The following is a 19,523-nucleotide window of genomic DNA, read 5'->3' as shown; positions in this document are numbered from 1 at the left end:
CCAGGCCGTCTCCGGGCCAGCCAGACCCCAGGGGGGTAACCCCTGGTCAGAGGCCGGGGCCACCCGCCGGTGAGTCAGACTTTGTGAAAGTTGTCCCACATGGTGAGACGATGATTCCAGGAGGTGAATCGTGAGCGCTGAGCTACTCAGTCTCGATCCATGCCCACTTGGAGGGCGAAAAGATGTAGTCCCAACTGTTCTCGCCTTGGTTGGAGCTCGCGAACCGCATGAACAGCACGCCACCTTCGACCTTCCATATCACGTCGGGGTACGGGTGACCGGTCTCCAGGAGGCCCTCCTCCATCTCGGCCTTGGTGAAGTGAACCCGGACGTTGCCACGTTGCGGTTGAGTCATCCAGAGATGATCGCATGAAGTCCGGCGCAAAAGGGACAATCACCGCCGACCCTTTGTCGCTCAAGGGCTATCCAAAGGACCGGGCGCGGCGTCGGGAGCGATTCATCGGCCAGTACCTCAAGGTGCCCAAAGGCGTTGGCGCGCTGGAGGATGTGAAGCTCCGCAAGTTCCAGCGCGACATCATCCGGGAGGTCTACCGCGACGGTATCCGCACCGGGCTAGTGTCGATCCCGCGCGCCAACGGCAAGACCTCGCTGGCCGCCATGCTGGCCGTGGCCGAGTTGTTCGTCGGCCCGGCGTCGGCGGAGGTGCTGGTGGTGGCATCGGATCAGCGTCAGGCCAACATCACGCTCCGGCTGGCCAAGCGCATGATCGAGCTCAACCCTGAGCTGGCCGAGCGCGCACACATCTACCGCGACCGCATCGAGGTACCGGAGAACGACAGCTCCCTGGTGCCGCTCCCGGCTGAGCCCGGAGCGCTGCACGGCCACGACCCCTCACTCCTGATCGTGGACGAGCTCCACGTGGTCACCGAGGAGGTCTGGGAGGCGGTCACCTCGGTCACCGGCAAGAGACCGGAGTCGCTCACCCTGGCCATCTCGACACCGGCGGCCTCGGTGGACTCGGTGATGTGGAAGCTCGTGGCCCACGGTCGCGCCGGGAACGACCCGGCGTTCGCGCTCAAGGAGTACGCCGCCCCGGAGGGGTGCGCCACCGACGACGCCGAGGCATGGCGGACGGCCAACCCCGCGCTGGCGTGTGAGCGTCCGTTCCTGGCCCTCGACGGGATGGAGGCCGCACGGCAGACGTTGCGCGAACCCGTATTCCGCCAACTCCGCCTGGGCCAGTGGGTCGGCCAGGTGGACCGCTGGCTCCCGTGGGGTGCCTGGGAGGAGCTGGCCGCGCCGGAGACCAGGGTGGCTCCACGTCAGCGGGTCGTGTTGGCGTTCGACGGGTCGGCCTCGGGCGACTCCACGGCGCTGGTCGGCGCGACGCTGGGGCCTCGGCCCCACCTGTTCCTGGCCGGCCTCTGGCAGAACCCGGGGGATCCGCGCTGGCGGGTGCCGCGCTCGGAGGTCGACGCCCGGGTACGGGAGTTGTTCGACCGCTACGACGTGGTGGAGCTGGCCGCGGACCCGTGGGGCTGGCGCTCGGAGATCGAGACCTGGGCCGCACGGCATGGGGAGCGCCGGGTCCTCCAGTGGAACACCGCGCTGGCCGCGCGCATGGCCCCGGCCACCGATCGGTTCTACGCCGCGGTGACCACCGGCCAGCTCACCCACGACGGCGCGGAGGACCTCGCCACCCACCTCGGCAACTGTGTGGCCAAGTCCACGCCCCAAGGAGACCTCGTGAGCAAGGACAAGCGCGGAAGCCCCCGCAAGATCGACGCCGCGGTGGCCGCCATCGTCGCGCTGGACCGGGCCGCGCACCACACGACCAGGAAGAACCGCCGACGCGTACGGAGTTTCGCGTCATGACAAGGAGATTCACCGTGAACGAACCAACCAACGCCGAGCTGGACCAGGCCCTCAACGTACGGGCCCCGGCCCTCTACCGCCTCGGCCAGTACTACGCCGGAGAGCAACCCCTTGCCTACCTGTCCCCGGACGCGCGCAAGGCCATCGGACAGCGGTTCGACCGGATCGCGGTCAACCTGCCCCGGCTGGCAGTCTCGGCCATCGCCGAAAGGCTCCGGGTCGCCGGGTTCACCGACGCCGACGGCAAGCGGGACCCTGCGCTGTGGGCGGCGTGGGTCCGCTCGGATCTGGACCAGACCTCCCCGTCCGCGCATCGAGAAGCCTTGGCCGTGGGCGAGTCGGCGGCCATCGTCTGGGCTCGGCCGGACGGCAAGGCCTCGGTGAGCATCGAGTCCGGCCGCCAGGTGGCCGTCTACCGCGACGCCGGGACCCACGAAGTCCTGGCCGCGGTCAAGCGGTGGACCGAACTGCGGCCCGACGGCACAGAGGGAGCCACCCGGTGGGTCGTCTACCGGCCCGACCGGATCGAGCACCTCATCGGCGACGGTGCCCAGATCACCGCGGCCCGCGTCCTCAAGGTGGTCGACAACCCGCTCCTGGCCGTGCCGGTGGTCCCGCTGACCAATGCCGACCGTCCGCTGGACACCTTCGGGGTCTCGGAGTTCGCCGATCTCATCCCGGTGGTGGATGCCATCAACAAGCTCACCGCCGACATGCTCACGGCCTCGGAGTTCGGAGCGCGTCCCCGCCGCTGGGCCACCGGGCTGGAACTGGCCGAGGAGCCGCGTACCGACGACGACGGCAACCCGGTCCTCGACGAGGACGGGGAGCCGGTCATGGACGTTCTGAATCCGGTGGGCGACAACGACCGGATGATGGTCAACGAGGCCGCAGAGGGCAAGTTCGGCCAGCTCCCCGGCGCTGATCTCAGCGGATACCAGACCGCGGTCGACGTTCTGCTCCAACAGGCCTCGGCGGTGAGTGGTCTGCCCGGCCACTATCTCGGCCTCAACACCACGGTCCCGGCGTCGGCGGATGCCATCCGGGCCGCCGAAGCCGCCCTCACTGCTCGAGCCGAGGCCCGCCAAGCGGTGTTCGGCCGCGCATGGGAACAGGTCGGACGGTTGATCCTGGCTGTGGAGCATGGCGGGGAGGTCACCGACTACTCCCCGCGGGTCCAGTGGGCCGACCCCGCTACCCGCTCGGCGGCCCAGGAGGCCGACGCCGTGGTGAAGCTCCACGCCGCCGGGATCATCTCCACCACCGAGGCCCGGACTCGCCTGGGCATCGACAACCCCGACCTGGGCCCCACCCAAGCACCGGCCGCCGGACCGACTCCGGCAACTGACAGCGCAAACGTGACCGAGGAGGCCGCCGCGTGACCACCACCGACGATAAGACCACCGACCAGACCGAGGACCAGGGTCCCGACACCCCAGACGCGGCCCCGGAAACCCCTTCCACCGCGCAGGAAACCGCAGGTCAGGGCGCCGATAGCGTCACTGTGACGCAAGCGCCGGAGGCCGCGGAACCGACAGAGGACGCCGACACGTTCCCCCGCGCGTACGTCGAAGACCTCCGCCGGGAATCCGCGGGGTACCGGACCCAGGTCCGTGACCTCCAGGAGCAGCTGCACCGGGTCCGGGTGGAGCAGGCGGGCGCGCTGGCCGACCCCGCCGATCTCCCGTTCGATCCGGCACACCTAGAGAGCCCCGAGGCCCTCCAGGCCGCCATCGACACGCTCCTGGAGGCCAAGCCTCACCTCAAGGCCCGCCGGTTCGCTCCCGACGCCGCGGCGCAGGGACCTAAGGGCACGGCACCGGGAGCCGTCGACCTCCTCGGCATCCTGCGATCGAGGGCGTGAAGATGGTCAACATCGGAGGAGTGTTCGACGGATCAATGGCCTCGGAGGGCACCGGGGCCCGGGTCAAGGTCAAGGTGGATCTCCCGAAACCGCTGCCCGACATCCCGCTGGTGGACAAGCACGTACCGGGGTTCAAGCGCGGCGGCGAGGTCGGGAAAACCCCGACGCGGAGCGGTCGGGGAGGAAAGGACGCTCCGACGCGGCGGCAGACGTCCCCGTCACGTGCGGCTGCCGGATCGACGGAGTTCGGAGGGATGCCGCACCCCCTCGCGAATGTCGTGGGTGGTCGGGGCCACGGTTTCCACGGCATGGGCGGCGGGGCGTTCTACTGCTGGTCCTGCGCCGCGGGAATCACCACACCGATCCGCTGACGATTGCCGCCACCGGGCCTCATCTCATATAGTGGGATGAGGCCCGGTGCCGTTGTATAGCCCTCATCGCCGAGTGAGCCAGATGCTCCAGACGCGGAATTCGTTCCCCCGCTTTAAATCTGGAGATCCATCACCATGACTGAAACCACCGCAACCAATGGCGCGCTCCTCAAGGAACAGGTCGCCAGCCTCCTGGTCCAGCCCCTGGAGGCCGCCTCGGTCGTCTTGGCCGCCGGTCCCAAGATCTTCGATTCCTCGGAGCCGCTGCGCATCCCGCGGCTGGCTGCCGGGGCCTCGGTCGGCTGGGTCGGTGAGTCCCAGCTCATCCCGGACGCTGACGTCCAGTTCGATGAGATCAACCTCATGCCGTCGACGCTCAAGTCCATCAAGACCCTGATCCGGTTCTCCAACGAGCTGGCCCGCCAGTCGGTCATCGGCCTGGATGCCGTGCTCCGCCAGCGCCTCGTGGCCGATGTGGCCAACAAGCTCGATGACGCGCTCCTCAAGGGAGACGGGGCCTCCAACACCGTCCGCGGCCTCATCAACCAGACCGGCGTGGAGACCGGCGTCCTGGACGTGGCCGAGCCCGATTCGCTCATTGACGCCCTGGCCTCGGCCGCGGCCAACGAGATCACCCCGTCCCACTGGTTCCTGTCCGGCGCGGACTACTACGCGTTGAGCAAGATCAAGGACGCCGATGGCCGCTACCTCATCCAGCCGGACCTCACCGCCGAGGGCCGCAAGGTCCTGTTCGGCGTGCCGGTGGTCGTGACCAACAAGCTGGCCGAGGGCACCGCGGCCCTGGTGGACATGGCGAACGTGGCCGTGGTCCGGGATCTCCAGCCGTCGGTCACCGTCCTGTCGGAGCGTTACGCCGACTATGACGAACAGGCCATCCGCGTGGTCACCCGCTACGACCTCGGTCTGCTCCATCCCGAGGCCGTCACCGTCCTGACCGCGGCCTGATCGGTCCCTCAATCGTGGTCCGCGGCATCGGTTGTCACGTTCCGGTGCCGCGGGCCGCTTCCACACGTAGGAGGTAGCCGTGGCTGTCACCAACACCGATCTGGTCAAGTGGCTCGGGGCCGACACCGCCGACACCGCGCTCCTGGCCCAGGCCGCCCAGGCCGTCACCATGGCCGCGGCCATGACCGACGCCTACTGCCGGGGAGCCCACCTCAAGGCCGACGGCGACACCCGCCCCGGCGTCGACGCGGTCGTCCTGATGGCCTCGGCCCGGATGCTCGCCAACCCCGAGGGACTCAAGTACGCCACCGGCGTCGTCAGCTTCGGGGAGGGGTTCTCCGGGTTCACCCTGGCCGAACAGATGGTCCTCAACCGGTACCGCCGGAGGGCCGCGTAGTGCCCGCGCTCACGCTCCGGGACTCGGTCACCCTCAAGATCGGCGGCGGGTGGGACGAGAACAACGACCCGCTCCCGGCCCAGACCGTCGCGGTCCGGGCCACGGTCATCCCGATTTCGGGTGACACCCAGGCGATGCGCGGCCGGTCCGCGACGCTGACCACCTACCGGCTGGTGGTTGCCGATCGGCGGATCGAACAGGTCTCCACGGTCATCTGGCGGGCCAAGACCTACACCCTGGAAGGGCTCCCGATGCCGTACCGCGTCGGCGGACGACACCACCACTACGAGGTCCTCATGAGCCTCGGCCAGGGGTGAGAGAATTGGCCCACAACTGAATAACTCGGAGGAATTGATGCGCCTCCCGCTGACAAAGGCCTCGGACACCCCCGTCCGGGGCCTTCGTCCATACGCCCGACTGGCACGTATCTGGCACAAGCCCCGGAACCCGGGTCGTTTTCCCTGTTCAAGTGGTGCCCTCGGTAGGATTCGAACCTACGACCTACCCTTTAGGAGAGGGTTGCTCTATCCCCTGAGCTACGAAGGCTGGGCGCCCACGCGGGCGACGCGGCAAGTCTACGGCAGCAACCCCAGCCGTCTGTGCCCCCTCCTCAGATCGTGGGGAGCGCGAAGTTCCTGCACCGTCGCCGGCCTCTCCACGCGGCCAGATTTCGCCGATCTGCCACATTCTCCGCCGTCCGGTAACCTCGCCGACGACGGTGAACCGGGCAATTCCGGCTGTGATTGTCGCCACTGAGGACACCCCGTCGTTGAGGTTCCTGCCAGATTCGGCCCGTACACTTCGTTCAGGTAACAGTTTGGTCAACCCGGGGGAGGTCTTTGCGTTGGTGCACGCAGCGAGCTCGGCGCGCACCGCCGATACCGAGACCAGCACGACGCGGCCGACGGCAGCCCCGGTTTCCGAACCGCGCTCCCGCGCTGTTCCCGAACCGCGCTCCCGCGCTCACACCGCCGACTTCATCCGGGTGTTCCTGTTCACCTTCGTGGTGGTCGCCCACAGTGTGAACGCGATCAACGGCGGGCCCGACGAGGTCCGCGGGGCCAACCTGGTCGGCACCCTGTGTCATCTCACCCGCTACGGCTTCGTCGCAGTGACGCTCTACGTCCTCGTGCTGAGCATGCAGGGCCGCGAGATGTCCCCGGTGCAGTTCTGGCGCCGCCGCTTCGGTCTGGTGATCGGGCCCTACCTGGCCTGGACCGTCATCTATGCGATCACCGATCACATCGTCATCCGGGACAACCCGTTCCCGCCGGCCGGTGAATGGTTCTCCGGACTCGCACACGACCTGCTGGTCGGCGAGGGCAAGTACCAGCTGTACTTCCTGCTGATCTCGATGCAGATCTACCTGTTCTTCCCGCTCATCGCGTGGATCTTCGAACGCGGCCGCAGCCGGCCGTGGCTGCTGCTGTCCGGTGGCGCCCTGATGCAGATCACGATGTTCGTCATCTACCAGTACCTGCCGCGGCCGTCGGGTGCCGCCTGGGACGTCACCTACAACCATCTGTGGAAGACGTTGCCGATGTACGCGCTGTTCGTCGCCATGGGTGTGCTCGCGGCGCAGCACCAGCAGGCCGTGGACAAGTGGCTGCGCGAACACATGGCGACCGTGGTGCTCGTCGCCGCCGGATGCGCCGCGTTCACCGTCGCCGGTTACCTGCTCGCGACCTCGCCGGGCAACGTGCCGTGGAAGGCCAACACCGCCTGGAACCCGGTGTCGCTGCCGTGGCTCGTGGGCGGGTTCGTACTGCTGTGGCTGATCGGCCTGGTCTGGGACGATCGCCGGGCCGCGGGCCGGCCGGCCGCGGCGAAGTTCGTCTCGCAGGCGACACTGCGCGCGTTCGGCGTCTTCGCCGTGCACCCGCTCATCCTCGACGTCCTCGGGCGCGTCGGCTTCCTCAGCGGACTGTTCGAGTGGTTCCCGCACTCCGCGATCCTGCGGTCGCTGATCCTCATCGCGGTCGTTCTCAGCAGTTCGCTGATCGTCGTCGACCTGCTGCTGCGTCTCCCGTTCAGCAAATGGCTGACCGCCCGGCCCCGCATCCCCCTGCTGCCGAAACGGCGCGAGAAGAAACAGGACCGAGCGGTCGGAGCCGAAACCTCGTAGCCTCGTCGGCGGCTGAGAGGGGTTGACCGCCGGTGGGGGTCGAGGTCGACCCGTTCGGGGCGTCGGACCACTTCTGCACGGGCTACTTGTACTTGGGGTTGTTGAACACCGGGATCTCGATGTTGATCGGCATCCGCAGTTCCGACATGTAGAAGAGTACGAACTGGCGGAGGAATTCGTCGATCATCCAGTACGCCTCGCGCGGCATGCCGACGTTCAACAGGCCTTCACGGACCAGGACATACGGCGTCCAGGCGGTCTCCAGCAGCGGCGTCCACACGGGTTCGCGCGGGATGTTCAGCCCGTCGGCGGCCTTGTCGCCGAGCATGAACCGGGTCAATGCCCCGAGCACTCCGCGCGAGAGCAGGGTCAGGTCCAGATTCATGCCCAGGTCGAGCAACATGTCCGCGAGCTTGCGGCCCTCCGGCGTGGGGTGCTGGATCGGGTCGAGCACCTGCTTCGCCTGGGATTCGGCCGCATTCCACGACGCCGGGATGTATTCGTCCTTGACGCCCAGCATGTGTGCGGTGATCTGCCACGAGTGCAGGAAGCCCGCCGATTCGTCGGCGGCGATCGGCACCTGCCACTTGCGGAAGTTGCGCATCACGGTGGTCGGCAGGCTGTGCCAGGTCACCATGATGTCGGCCTGGCTGATCGGCACGTCCTCCGACGCGGAGTGCACCCAGTGCGGCGACTGCGGGAGGAGGTGTCGGACGCCGGCATGCGCCATCCGGGTCTTCAGGCAGGTCACGACCATCTCGCCGCCGGGTTGGTAGGCGTTGAGCGAGCCGATGTCGTAGCCGAGTTTGGCGGTCTTGGAGATGCGGTCCTTCAGGTCCCATCCACCCTTGGAGTAGTAGACCGCACGCGCCTCCTTGGGGATGAGGGTGCTCATCATGCCGCTCGCGAAGCCGTAGATGACGCCGAGATACGTGCCGCGCTTCTCGTTGAACTTCACCGCGTCGGCCAGCTTGGACTGGTCGGTCCACGATGGGAGCTGCCGTGCGTGCTCCATGAAGTCGCGCAGCTCCGGCGGCAGCCCGGCCGGCAGCGGCTGCGCGTTCTTGTGCCAGGTCCGCAGCAGCTTGTTGACCTTCGGCGCCTGACCGCTGTCGATGACCTTGGCGATCACCGGGTCGGCCTCGTCGTCCCAGAGTGTGCGCGGGTCGGTGCCCGCGCCGCGGCCCGGCAGCGAGTTCGCGGGCGACCACGTCCACGGTGTCGCCGGAGCCACCGCGGCCACCGCGCCGGCTGCCCCGACCACTCCTCCGGCCTTGAGTAGCCTGCGTCTGTTCAGATCTTCCATGACCCCGTCCCATCTAGTCCGATGTATCAATGTGACAATTCTCGTAACCTTGTATCCTTGATAGCATCGAGTGACTCAGGACACACCGACATTCTCGGATTTGCGATCATTGATCCGGGCAGATCGATCGCCACAGGAAGGGAATCGCCGATGCAGTTGTCCGCAGCAGACATCCCGAATCCGGGCATGATGCCGGCCGGCTCGTCGTCGAGTTCGGTCATCCACCGCGCGTTCCTCGGGTCGGTGAACCCCACCGACACCGAATCCGATCCGACCGCCGAACGCCTCCTCGACGCCGCCTTCGACCTTTTCTGCCGACTCGGCATCCAGCGGACCCCGATGGAGAAGGTCGCCAAGAACGCGGGCGTGACGCGGGTGACCCTCTACCGGAAGTTCGCCACCAAGGACGCCTTGGTGGACGAGGTGGTGCTGCGCGAGTTCCGGCGCTACTTCGACCAGTTCCGCACCGACATCCCGGCCGCGCAGACGGTCGCCGAGCGCGTGGTCGTCGGATTTGTCGGATCATTGCGGGCCGTCGCGAGCAACCCCCTGATCAGCGGAATGGCCGACTCCGAATCGAGCATGCTCATCGAATCGATGATCGGCGACGACGGCCTCCTGCTGTCCGTGGTGCAACAGTTCGTGGCCGCCCAGCTACGGCGAGAACAGTTGGCCGGCAACATCTCCGAGGACCTCGATGTCGAGATCGTGGCCGAGATGATGGTGCGCATCTCGGCGTCGTTCCTCACCGTGCCGAGTCGCGTCGTCGACATCACCGACGACGCCCAGCTGGCCGACATCGCGAGACGATTCCTCGTCCCGATGCTCGATCCGCCACGCTGACGGCTCCCGGCTGGGACAATCGTCGGATCACTTTCCAGCTGAGGGGAGTTCCGCGATGCGTTCGTGGTCGGTCATCGTCATCCTCGCGGTCTCCCAATTCGTGATGGTGCTCGACAGCACCGTCATGAACGTGTCGATCTCGGTCGTGGCAGCCGATCTCGACACTTCGATCACCGGCATGCAGGCCGCGATCACGTTCTACGCTCTGACGATGGCGGCGTTCATGTTGACCGGCGGCAAACTCGGCGACCTCATGGGTCGCGCGCGGGCCTTCAAGATCGGTGCCGTCATCTACGGGATCGGTTCCCTCACGACCGCTTTGAGCCCCAACCTGACCGTCCTGATGCTGGGCTGGTCCCTGGTCGAGGGACTCGGCGCAGTGCTCGTGATCCCCGCGATCGCCTCCCTGGCCGCCATCAACTACACCGGAAAGGCACGGGTCACCGCGTTCTCGGTCCTCGGCGCGGTGACCGGACTCGCCGCCGCCGTCGGCCCGTTGCTCGGCGGCCTGATGACCACCTACGCCTCGTGGCGTTACGTCTTCGTCGCCGAGACGGTGGTCATGGTCGTCGTCCTGTTCGCGGCGGCGTTGATCCACGACGTCGAACGCGACCGCGACGTACGGATCGACCCGCTCAGCGTCCTCGCATCCTCCGGCGGCCTGGCCCTCATCGTCTACGGAGTGCTGCAGTCGAAGACCTGGGGGTGGCTGAAGCCGCAGCACCCGCCGGAGGTCGGCGGCACCGAGATCGCCCCGCTGGGCGTCTCGCCGGTCGCCTACCTGTTGCTGATCGGTGTCGTCGTGCTCTGGTTGTTCGTCGATCGTCAACGCACGCTTGCCCGTACCGGCCGGCAGCCACTGCTCCGCGTCGAACTGCTGCGGATCCCCGCGTTGCGCAGCGGCCTCGGCGGATTCCTCGCCCAGTACTTCGCGATCGCCGCCCTGTTCTTCGTGGTGCCGGTCTACCTGCAGACGATGCTGGGGCGCGATGCGCTGCAGACCGGGGTCAAGATCCTGCCGCTCTCGGTGGGCCTGGTCTTGTTCTCGGTTCTCGGATCGTGGCTCACCGCACGACGCTCCGCCCGCTTCATCGCCCGCGGCGGACAGATCATCATGGCCCTCGGCGTCCTCTTCGTGATCGCCGCGGTCGGGGTCGACCTGCGGAGTGTGGCCTTCGCCATCGGGATGTTCGTCGTCGGAGCGGGTTTCGGCCTTCTCGCCTCCCAGCTCGGCAACGTCAACATGTCCGCGGTCGAGGAGAAGGACACCTCCGAGGTCGGCGGGCTGCAGGGCACCTTCCAGAACCTCGGCTCGTCGTTCGGGACGGCGGTGGCGGGTTCGGTGTTCATCCTCCTGCTGTCGTCGGGTTTCCTCTCCGCCGTCGGCAACACCGAATCACTGTCCGCCACAGAGCAACAGCAGATCACCTCGACCGTCGACGACGCCGGGGTACCGATCATCTCGGCGGATCAGGCACGCACCCTGGTCCTGGACTCCGGCGGCTTGGAGTCCGGCGCCCAGGCCGTGTCCGACGCCTATGCCGACGCGCAGGTCGCCGCAATCCAGCAGGCCCTGTTCATCGTGTTCGTCCTGCTCGTGCTGGCTCTGCTCTTCTCGAAGAACCTGCCGAACCGCGTCGTCACGCACGACGACGACGACGCGGCCGACGGGGTCACCGGAACCTGAGGCGTGCTCAGCCCCGGGCAGCCACGTTCTTCACGATGGTGGACTCCGTGTGCTTGATGGCCTGGGCGGCGAACGGCCCGACGATGCCACCGAGCACTCGACCCGCGATACCGCCCGGCAGGGTGTAGCTGAACTCCACCTGCAGCTCGGTGCCCGTGTCGGCGTCGAGGAACCGCCAGGTGGTGTCGGCCTGGAAACCCTCGATCGCCTTGAGCTCGATCAGTTCGTCGACGACGTACCGGGTGCATTCCACAACCGACTTGAGCTTCTTGGGACCGACGTCGATCGACAGCTCGAAGACGGAGCCCAGGCCCTGGGTCTGTTCGGTCCTCGGCTCGAAGCGGGTCACCCCCATCAGGTACTCGGGAACGTTCTGGTACCCGCCGACGTACTGGAAGACCTTGTCCCGAGGTGCATCGACCACGGCCTGATGACGTACCACTCCCACGCTCTACCCCGTTCTCGCGTGCCCGGCCGGTGTGGCCGTGCTGTTCCCGATCGACACTATCCGGTCGGCACCGCCTCCGGGTGCGGGACACGGCCGACCGATTTGACCGCCGTCGTCGGGTCGGATATTCTTTCAGACGGTGTCGACGTCAACGGGCGGATGGTCCGAACTCCTCGCCCGTGAACACCGCGCCGCGGTGTCGGTCTTCGCCGGCGGCATCCTCGTCTTCGCCATCAACACCTTCCTCACCTCGGCCTCGTTGCCCAGCACCGTCGCCGACATCGGCGGCGAACAGTTCTACGCCTGGGTCGTCACGGTCTTCCTGATCGCCTCCGTCGTGGCGTCGATGTTGGTCACACGCGCGCTGGCGCAGTTCGGCGCACGGGGCGCCTACCTGATCGGCTTCTCCGCGTTCGCCGCGGGTTCGCTGGTCTGCGCGCTCACCCCGACCATGCCGATCCTGTTGGCCGGCAGGCTGATCCAGGGACTCGGTGGCGGACTGCTCACGGGCCTGGCGTTCGCGGTCGTGCAGATCGCACTGCCGCAGCGCATCTGGGGCCGGGCCGTGGCTCTGATCTCGGCGATGTGGGGTGTCGGGAACATCGTGGGGCCCGCGATCGGCGGTATGTTCGCCGAGGTCGGACTGTGGCGCGGTTCCTTCTGGTTCCTCACCGTGGTCACGCTTGCCATCGCCGCGGTGGCCGGGCAGGTGCTCCCGCGAGGTCGCGGCTCCGACGAACGGCACCCGTTGCCGTGGGCGTCGCTCGCCGCGGTGACCGTCGCGGCCGGGGCCGTCTCGGTGGCCGCGGTCTCCGGTTCGACGACGGCGGTCGTGGTTCTCGGCGCCGTCGCGCTGCTCGCCCTCGCCGGGTTCGTCGCCGTGGACCGACATGGCGACACCGGCCTGCTCCCCCGCCTCACCTATTCGGTGGGCAATCCGCTCAAGTGGATCTATCTCTCGATCGCGGTGTTGGCGGCCGGGTCGACCGCCGAGGCCTTCCTCCCTCTGTTCGGCCAGCAGGTCGGCGGCCTGTCCCCATTCGCCGCGGGCCTTCTGCCGGCCGCGCTGTCGACCGGGTGGACGGTCGCGCAGATCGCCAGCAGCACGTGGGCCCGCGGCCGTTCGGCGTCGGCGGCCCGCATCGCGGGGCCGGCGTTCCTCGCCGCAGGCATGGCCGGTTACGGCCTCCTCCAGTCCTCGACCGCACCGATCGCGATCGCCGGTTGGTACGCCTGCCTCGTCGTCGCCGGCATGGGCATCGGCATGGCCTTCCCGCACATCGCGACCGCCGCCATGGGCATCACCACCGATCAGGCCGAGGCCGCTCGGGCGTCGGCCGGTATCAACTCCGTGCAGATGGTCGCCAACACCGTCGGGTCGGCAGCCGCCGGTCTGCTCGTCAGCTTCGGCGCCGATGCAGTCGGATCGGCACGACTGCTGACGTTCGGTTTCGCCTGTCTCGCGGTGATCGGGGTGGGCATCGCCGTTCGGTCGGTCCGGTCTGCCCGGTGACCGTACGCTGAGGTCCATGAGACGCCGTCGGGGAAGTCCTCATCCCGGATCCCGGGGCCTCCGGCTGACGGTGGCCGCGGTCGCCGCAGCACTGGTCGTCGCCTCGTGCGGAACCGACACCGACGAGCCTTCCGCCGCGCCGGTCACCTGCGCGGAGATCCCGAACGGCGAACTGATCGACGCGCAGGAGGTCTCGGCCGCCCCCACCGACATCGCGACCCGACCCGAGATCGCTTCGGGCTACCGGAGCGGGATGAAACCGGTCGTCACCGGGACCTACGCCGCGGCGACGGCCAATCCGCTGGCCACCCGCGCGGCGTGCGAGGTGTTGCGCGACGGTGGGACTGCGGCCGATGCCCTGGTGACCGCGCAGATGGTGCTCGGTCTCGTAGAACCGCAGTCGTCGGGTATCGGCGGCGGCGCCTTCGCCCTCTACTACGATGCGGCGTCGAACTCGGTGCGCGCCTTCGACGGCCGCGAGACGGCCCCCGCGGCTGCCACCGAGACCTACCTGACGCAGATCTCCCCCACCGACCCCGCACCACCCGTGCCGAGTGCCCGCGCCTCGGGACGATCGATCGGCGTCCCCGGCGTGCTGCGGATGCTCGACATGGTCCACGGCGAGTACGGCAAGCAGACCTGGCGTGACCTGTTCACCCCGGCGATCACTCTGGCGGACAGCGGTTTCGAGATCAGCCCGCGGCTGGCCGGGGCGATCGCCGCCTCCGCGCCTGACCTGAAGGCCGACCAGGAAGCCCGCACCTACTTCCTGACCGACGAGGGCACGGCGAAGCCCGCGGGCACCGACCTGGTCAACCCCGCCTACGCGAAAACCCTTGGTGTACTCGCCACCGACGGCGCCGACGCGATGTACGACGGCCCGCTCGCGCAGGCGATCGTCGCCGAGGCGGGCAGCACCGCGGGCGGTCTGACGCCCAGCCTCATGACCGTCGACGACCTCCGCAACTACCGGGCGGTCACCCGCGATCCCATCGTGACGGGATACCGCGGCCGCCAGATCGTGGCGATGCCCGGACCATCGTCGGGCGGCATCGCCGTCGCCTCCACGCTGGGCATCCTGGAGAACTTCGACCTGCCGTCGATGCGACCCACCGAGTCAGACGGCGACGCCGAGGCGAGCCGGGACGGTGGCCGGCCGGATCCCGCAGCGGTGCACCTGATCACCGAGGCCGAGCGACTCGCCTATGCCGACCGTGACAAGTACGTCGCCGACCCGGATTTCGTGCCGCTGCCGGGACGCGGCGTCGAGACCATCCTCGATCCCGCATATCTGCAGGCGCGCGCCGGGTTGATCAAACCCGATTCCTCCCTGGGTGAGGCACCGGCCGGGGACCTCGGTCCGGTCCCGCTCGGTTCGCATCCCGGCAACGAACACGGCACCAGCCACATCACCGTCGCCGACCGCTACGGCAACGTCGCATCGATGACGACGACCATCGAATCGGCGTTCGGCAGCTACCACATGGTCGACGGCTTCCTGCTCAACAACCAGCTCACCGACTTCGCGGCCGAACCGCGCGACGACGACGGCGCCCTGCTCGCCAACCGGGTGTCCCCCGGTAAGCGTCCGCGGTCGTCGATGGCGCCGACCCTGGTGATGCAACCGGGCACCGACGGCGCGCCGGCACAGGTGATCGCCGCGCTGGGTTCGCCGGGCGGATCGGTCATCATCCAGTTCGTCGTGAAAACCCTTGTCGGAATGCTGGACTGGGGCCTGAACCCGCAGCAGGCGGTGTCGATGATCGACTTCGGCTCGGCCAACACCCCGACGTCGAACGTCGGTGGCGAACACCCACTGGTCGACACCGCCGACGACGGCGCGCACGATCCGCTGGTGCGGGGCCTCCGCGAACGGGGCGAAGAGGTGTCCGTCGACGAACAGTCCAGCGGTCTCAGCGCGATCATGCGCCACGACTCCGGGTGGATCGGCGGCGCCGACCCGCGTCGTGAAGGTGCCGTGATGGGCGACGACGCCACGCTGCAGTGACCTGCTGAGTAGTCCGAACGGACGAATTGTGCCGAGACACCTGCCGGGACACTAGTTTTCCTCAGCGTCACACGGGGGCAACGGGGCGCATACACCCAGCTCATAGCGTCGAGTCGCTCGCAACCAGCGACAACCTAGCGACGTCGTCGTGCCGACCTGCCGGTGGTCGACGATAAACACCAGGAGTAACCATGAGTGGCAGCATGTCCCGCCGTCAGGCCATCGAGGCCGTGACGACCTACGAGGTGTCGGCACCCGGATTCACCGAGCCGTTGGCAGACACCTTCGGACGCAACGTGTTCAGCTTGTCGGTCATGAAGAAGCGCCTGCCGAAGCATGTCTTCAAGGCGGTTGCGGCAACGATCGACACCGGTTGCCCGATGGACCCGACCCTCGCCGACTACGTCGCGGTCGCGATGAAGGACTGGGCCATCGAGAAGGGCGCCACCCACTACGCGCACGTCTTCTACCCGCTCACCGGATTCACGGCGGAGAAGCACGACTCGTTCCTCGAACCCGATTCGAGCGGTGCGTCGCTCGCCGAGTTCGCCGGCAAGACGCTGCTGCAGGGTGAGCCCGACGCGTCGAGCTTCCCCAACGGCGGTCTGCGCGGCACCTTCGAGGCCCGCGGTTACACCGGCTGGGACGTCACGAGCCCGGCGTACATCCTGGAGAACCCGAACGGCAACACCCTGTGCATCCCCACGATCTTCATCTCGTGGACCGGTGAGGCACTGGACAAGAAGACCCCGCTCCTGCGCAGCCAGCAGGCCATGAGCAAGCAGGCAATGCGTCTGCTGAAGCTCTTCGGCCACGAGAACGTCGACACCGTCGTCTCCTACGCCGGCGCGGAGCAGGAGTACTTCCTGATCGACGAGCACTTCTTCTACGCGCGCCCCGACCTGATGACCTCCAACCGCACCCTGTTCGGCGCCCCGCCGTCGAAGGGTCAGGAGTTCGACGACCACTACTTCGGCGCCATCCCCGAACGCGTGCTGTCGTTCATGATCGAACTCGACCGCGAGCTGTTCAAGCAGGGCATCCCGGCCAAGACCCGCCACAACGAAGTCGCCCCCGGCCAGTTCGAGATCGCACCGGTCTTCGAGCGCTCGGTGCTGGCCCATGATCACCAGCAGCTGATGATGACCACGATGAAGGCGGTCGCGGAGAAGTACGGCATGAAGTGCCTGCTGCACGAGAAGCCGTTCTCCGGCGTCAACGGCTCGGGCAAGCACGTCAACTTCTCACTCGGAAATGCCAACCAGGGCAACCTGCTCAACCCCGGCGACACCCCGCACGAGAACATGCAGTTCCTCACCTTCTGCGGTGCGATCATCCGCGCCGTCCACTCCTACGGCGGCCTGCTGCGCGCCGCCGTCGCGTCGGCGTCGAACGATCATCGTCTGGGTGCGAACGAGGCTCCGCCGGCGATCATCTCGATCTTCCTCGGCGAGCAGCTGATGGACGTCTTCGAGCAGATCGCCAAGGGTGGCGCCACCGGTTCCAAGACGGCCGGCGTCCTCGAGCTCGGCGTCGACACCCTACCGCCGCTGAAGGCCGACCCGGGCGACCGCAACCGCACCAGCCCGTTCGCGTTCACCGGCAACCGATTCGAGTATCGCGCACCGGGTTCCAACCAATCGATCTCCGACCCGATGGTCGCGATCAACACCATCCTGGCCGACTCCATCGACTACATCTCCTCCGAACTGGAGAAATTGCTCGCCGACGGCGCCGACCTCAACGACGCCGTGCAGAAGGTGCTGCAGGAGATCGTCAACGCCCACGGTGCCGTGATCTTCAACGGCAACGGCTACTCCGACGAGTGGCAGGAAGAGGCCGCCGCGCGCGGTCTCAAGAACCTCCGCACCACCGTCGACGCCGTCACCGAGTACACCGCACCCGAGGTCGTCGAGATCTTCGAGAAGTACGGGGTGCTGTCGGCCCGTGAACTCGAGGCCCGCGAGGACGTCATCTTCGAGTACTACGGGCTCACCATCCTCGTCGAGGCCAAGGAGACCGCGGAGATCGCGAAGACGATGATCATGCCGGCCGCGATCCGCTACCAGGGCGAGCTCGCCGGCACCGCCGCGTCACTGAAGATGGCCGGGATCGAATCTCCCACACCGCTTCTCACCGAGATCACCGAACTGATCGGCACACTGCACGCCGCCGTGGTCACCCTCGACGAGGGCATCGCGGGTATGCACGGCGAGAGCACCTACGAGGAGTCGAAGTACGCACTCGAGACGCTGATCCCGGCGATGGCCGCGGTGCGCGAGGTCGCGGACACGCTCGAGAGCATCGTCGCCGACGACCTCTGGCCGCTGCCCACCTACAACGAGATGCTCACGATCCTCTGACATCTCGGGTACTCACCCGAGCTGGAAACCGCCCCTGAGGTCGACCCTCCACGGCGGCGCCGAAGACATAGTGTCGTCGGTGCCGCTGCACAGGGTGGTTTTCGGGGGCGGTTTTCAGCTCCTACCGCACCCGCAACGACAATGCCACGACGAGCCGGGTCGCCGGGTCCTCGAGGTCCATCCCGGTGAGGGTCTCGATGCGTCGGATGCGGTAGCGCAACGTGTTCGGGTGGACGTGCAGATCGTTGGCGGCCGACCGGACGTCGCCGAAACGGTCGAGGTAGGCGCGCAGGGAGACGGTGAAGTCGCTACCGGTGCGGGCGTCGAGGTCGGCGAGGTCAGAGACCCGCGGGTCGACGAGGTCGGGGTTCTCGGCGAGGAGCGCGACGATCTCGCCGAGCAGGACCCCGGTGCGTGAGCCCGCGACGGTGGTGACGTCGTCGATCAGTTCGCCTTCGAGGGAAGCCGCGTCGAGCACGCGGTCGATCTGGCTGCGCAGTTCGGGTACCGCGGCGAGGGTGTGGGGTCCGGCGACCACCGCGCGGATGCGCAAACCGAACTGCCGCTGCGTCACCTCGACGGACACCTGCGCCCATTCGACCGCGGCATCGTCCGTCACACCGGGGAGCACCACGTAGGCACGGTCGCCGATGGTCGAGGTCACCGACAGCGGACTGAACGCGCTGGCGTGCAGGGTGAGCGCGGAGATGCGAGTGGCGTTCTCCGACAACGGCACCGAGGCGTCTTCGGCCGAACCGGTCGTCGCGAATCCGACGAGGACCACTGCGACGGACGGGTCGACGCCGAGCTGAGCGGCGAGTGCGTCGACGTCGATGATGTCGCCGCGCGCGCCGAGGAGCCGACGGACCAGTTCGTCGTGTTCGGTGCCCGCGGATCGACGACGGGCGATCACCCGGGCGGCGACCGCGGCCGCTCCGGTGAGCCCCTCGTCAGTGTCGTCGGCGAACGGTCCGGCACCGCGCTGCAACCAGACGACCCCCAGAAACTCGGCCGTGCCCGGGGCCCGGATCGCGACCGCGCGGCGTTCCCGCAGGCCGAGGTCGGTGCGCGCGTCGACCGCGACCACCCGCGCCGACGTGCGCAGCGCGTCCATCACACCCCACTGCCGAAGCCAGGCGAGCATCTCCGGCGGGCCCTCGCGGCCGAGGATCGACAACCGTCGCAGATCGTCGGCCTCGTCGCCGGCCGTGCTGTAGGCCAGCACGTGCGATCGCTCGTCCTCGATGCTGATCAGTCCGCCGGTGCGCCGTGCGACCTCGGCCGCGAGTTCGAAGAGATCGCCGGTGGCGCCCGACTCCATCGACTCGCCGTCGTCCGGCGAACGCCGCGCGGTGTCGAGGACGCGCGACACGAGGTTGTAGATGCGCTCCCACCGGGCGTGCGGGTCGATGGCGACGACCGCGATACCGAGTCGATCGGCGAGGTCGGTGAGGGTCGCCGACGACGTCTTGCTCATGACGGCGACGGGGCGATGGATGCCGAGGCCGGCCAGCAGTTCGGTGCTCACCTCGTCGGGCAGGCCGACCAGCAGGAACACATCGGCGGACCGTGCCGCGCGACCGAGGCCGAAGTGGACGTCGTCGATGTCGATCATCGCGAGGCTCCGCACCGGCACGTCGAGTCCCTGCGGTGCGGTGACCAGGGTCGCCACCGTCCGGTCCAAGGCCAGGATGAGACGCCCGAGCGCGACGCCCGGCGATTTGTCCATACGGACAAGGCTACGGCTGTCGGGTTTGCCGATCGGCCATATCGCGGGAACGCCCTCCGCAGGTGAA

The 19,523-nt window shown here is 67.9% G+C and carries 17 protein-coding genes and 1 tRNA gene; 13 read left to right on the top strand and 5 right to left on the bottom strand.

Annotated features, from left to right (window positions below):
* Positions 1 to 142 precede the first annotated feature (142 nt).
* The gene (locus GKZ92_RS06315; protein WP_155225109.1) at positions 143 to 355 is read right to left on the bottom strand and encodes a hypothetical protein; all 213 of its coding nucleotides are present in this window, start codon (positions 353 to 355) and stop codon (positions 143 to 145) included.
* 14 nt (positions 356 to 369) lie between these two features.
* Here GKZ92_RS06315 and GKZ92_RS06310 point away from each other — a divergent pair, with 14 nt between their 5' ends.
* From GKZ92_RS06310 to GKZ92_RS06280, 7 genes are all read left to right on the top strand, one after another.
* On the top strand, positions 370 to 1,836 hold the full coding sequence (locus GKZ92_RS06310) for a terminase large subunit domain-containing protein (protein ID WP_155225108.1): 1,467 nt from the start codon (positions 370 to 372) through the stop codon (positions 1,834 to 1,836).
* A gap of 14 nt (positions 1,837 to 1,850) precedes the next feature.
* Positions 1,851 to 3,218, top strand: coding sequence for a phage portal protein (locus GKZ92_RS06305; RefSeq protein ID WP_155225107.1), 1,368 nt, complete (start codon positions 1,851 to 1,853; stop codon positions 3,216 to 3,218).
* Entirely contained in the window at positions 3,215 to 3,700 is a 486-nt protein-coding gene (locus GKZ92_RS06300) for a hypothetical protein (protein ID WP_230461912.1), read from the top strand. Before GKZ92_RS06305 ends, GKZ92_RS06300 begins: the two co-directional genes overlap by 4 nt.
* Positions 3,701 to 3,720: 20 nt before the next feature.
* Positions 3,721 to 4,071, top strand: a complete 351-nt coding sequence (locus GKZ92_RS06295; RefSeq protein WP_155225106.1) for a hypothetical protein — start codon at positions 3,721 to 3,723, stop codon at positions 4,069 to 4,071.
* Positions 4,072 to 4,206: 135 nt separating this feature from the next.
* The gene (locus GKZ92_RS06290; protein ID WP_155225105.1) at positions 4,207 to 5,037 is read left to right on the top strand and encodes a phage major capsid protein; all 831 of its coding nucleotides are present in this window, start codon (positions 4,207 to 4,209) and stop codon (positions 5,035 to 5,037) included.
* A 79-nt stretch (positions 5,038 to 5,116) separates the two neighbouring features.
* Positions 5,117 to 5,434, top strand: coding sequence for a hypothetical protein (locus GKZ92_RS06285; protein WP_155225104.1), 318 nt, complete (start codon positions 5,117 to 5,119; stop codon positions 5,432 to 5,434).
* On the top strand, positions 5,434 to 5,751 hold the full coding sequence (locus GKZ92_RS06280; RefSeq protein WP_155225103.1) for a hypothetical protein: 318 nt from the start codon (positions 5,434 to 5,436) through the stop codon (positions 5,749 to 5,751). Before GKZ92_RS06285 ends, GKZ92_RS06280 begins: the two co-directional genes overlap by 1 nt.
* A 153-nt stretch (positions 5,752 to 5,904) precedes the next feature.
* Here GKZ92_RS06280 and GKZ92_RS06275 read toward each other — a convergent pair.
* Positions 5,905 to 5,980, bottom strand: a tRNA-Arg gene (locus GKZ92_RS06275).
* Between the two features lie 301 nt (positions 5,981 to 6,281).
* Here GKZ92_RS06275 and GKZ92_RS06270 point away from each other — a divergent pair.
* Entirely contained in the window at positions 6,282 to 7,559 is a 1,278-nt protein-coding gene (locus GKZ92_RS06270) for an acyltransferase (RefSeq protein WP_155225102.1), read from the top strand.
* A gap of 82 nt (positions 7,560 to 7,641) precedes the next feature.
* Here the strand turns inward: GKZ92_RS06270 and GKZ92_RS06265 are convergent, their stop codons facing one another.
* A complete protein-coding gene (locus GKZ92_RS06265) occupies positions 7,642 to 8,865 on the bottom strand; it encodes an oxygenase MpaB family protein (RefSeq protein WP_155225101.1) in 1,224 nt (407 codons plus the stop codon).
* A 150-nt stretch (positions 8,866 to 9,015) separates the two neighbouring features.
* Between GKZ92_RS06265 and GKZ92_RS06260 the strand changes: the two genes are divergently transcribed.
* Complete coding sequence (locus GKZ92_RS06260; RefSeq protein WP_006359730.1) at positions 9,016 to 9,708, top strand: TetR/AcrR family transcriptional regulator; 693 nt, start codon at positions 9,016 to 9,018, stop codon at positions 9,706 to 9,708.
* A 55-nt stretch (positions 9,709 to 9,763) separates the two neighbouring features.
* Positions 9,764 to 11,395: an MFS transporter gene (locus tag GKZ92_RS06255; RefSeq protein ID WP_155225100.1), complete on the top strand. Its 1,632-nt coding sequence runs from the start codon at positions 9,764 to 9,766 to the stop codon at positions 11,393 to 11,395.
* A gap of 7 nt (positions 11,396 to 11,402) precedes the next feature.
* Here the strand turns inward: GKZ92_RS06255 and GKZ92_RS06250 are convergent, their stop codons facing one another.
* Positions 11,403 to 11,843, bottom strand: a complete 441-nt coding sequence (locus GKZ92_RS06250) for an SRPBCC family protein (protein WP_035754830.1) — start codon at positions 11,841 to 11,843, stop codon at positions 11,403 to 11,405.
* Between the two features lie 139 nt (positions 11,844 to 11,982).
* Here GKZ92_RS06250 and GKZ92_RS06245 point away from each other — a divergent pair, with 139 nt between their 5' ends.
* The 3 genes from GKZ92_RS06245 (at position 11,983) to GKZ92_RS06235 (ending at position 17,727) form a co-directional block, all read left to right on the top strand.
* Positions 11,983 to 13,356, top strand: a complete 1,374-nt coding sequence (locus GKZ92_RS06245; RefSeq protein WP_035754832.1) for an MFS transporter — start codon at positions 11,983 to 11,985, stop codon at positions 13,354 to 13,356.
* A gap of 16 nt (positions 13,357 to 13,372) precedes the next feature.
* Complete coding sequence (locus GKZ92_RS06240) at positions 13,373 to 15,364, top strand: gamma-glutamyltransferase family protein (protein WP_035754834.1); 1,992 nt, start codon at positions 13,373 to 13,375, stop codon at positions 15,362 to 15,364.
* Positions 15,365 to 15,555: 191 nt separating this feature from the next.
* Positions 15,556 to 17,727 (top strand): glutamine synthetase III family protein, encoded by a 2,172-nt coding sequence (locus tag GKZ92_RS06235; RefSeq protein WP_006359725.1) that lies wholly within the window; start codon positions 15,556 to 15,558, stop codon positions 17,725 to 17,727.
* Between the two features lie 121 nt (positions 17,728 to 17,848).
* Here GKZ92_RS06235 and GKZ92_RS06230 read toward each other — a convergent pair whose 3' ends face one another.
* Positions 17,849 to 19,456 (bottom strand): PucR family transcriptional regulator, encoded by a 1,608-nt coding sequence (locus GKZ92_RS06230; protein ID WP_155225099.1) that lies wholly within the window; start codon positions 19,454 to 19,456, stop codon positions 17,849 to 17,851.
* Positions 19,457 to 19,523: the final 67 nt, after the last annotated feature.

The organism is Gordonia sp. 135 (assembly GCF_009720185.1).
GTDB classification, from domain to species: domain Bacteria; phylum Actinomycetota; class Actinomycetes; order Mycobacteriales; family Mycobacteriaceae; genus Gordonia; species Gordonia alkanivorans.
Note: the sequence above shows the minus strand (reverse complement) of the source record. Positions and strands in the feature narration are given on the sequence as shown.

What these genes read in the sequence shown, in the direction of transcription:
- GKZ92_RS06315 (WP_155225109.1), bottom strand. Translation starts at nt 355, where the DNA reads ATGACTCAACCGCAACGTGGCAACGTCCGGGTTCACTTCACCAAGGCC.
- GKZ92_RS06310 (WP_155225108.1), top strand. Translation starts at nt 370, where the DNA reads ATGAAGTCCGGCGCAAAAGGGACAATCACCGCCGACCCTTTGTCGCTC.
- GKZ92_RS06290 (WP_155225105.1), top strand. Translation starts at nt 4,207, where the DNA reads ATGACTGAAACCACCGCAACCAATGGCGCGCTCCTCAAGGAACAGGTC.
- GKZ92_RS06265 (WP_155225101.1), bottom strand. Translation starts at nt 8,865, where the DNA reads ATGGAAGATCTGAACAGACGCAGGCTACTCAAGGCCGGAGGAGTGGTC.
- GKZ92_RS06260 (WP_006359730.1), top strand. Translation starts at nt 9,016, where the DNA reads ATGCAGTTGTCCGCAGCAGACATCCCGAATCCGGGCATGATGCCGGCC.
- GKZ92_RS06255 (WP_155225100.1), top strand. Translation starts at nt 9,764, where the DNA reads ATGCGTTCGTGGTCGGTCATCGTCATCCTCGCGGTCTCCCAATTCGTG.
- GKZ92_RS06240 (WP_035754834.1), top strand. Translation starts at nt 13,373, where the DNA reads ATGAGACGCCGTCGGGGAAGTCCTCATCCCGGATCCCGGGGCCTCCGG.
- GKZ92_RS06235 (WP_006359725.1), top strand. Translation starts at nt 15,556, where the DNA reads ATGAGTGGCAGCATGTCCCGCCGTCAGGCCATCGAGGCCGTGACGACC.
- GKZ92_RS06230 (WP_155225099.1), bottom strand. Translation starts at nt 19,456, where the DNA reads ATGGACAAATCGCCGGGCGTCGCGCTCGGGCGTCTCATCCTGGCCTTG.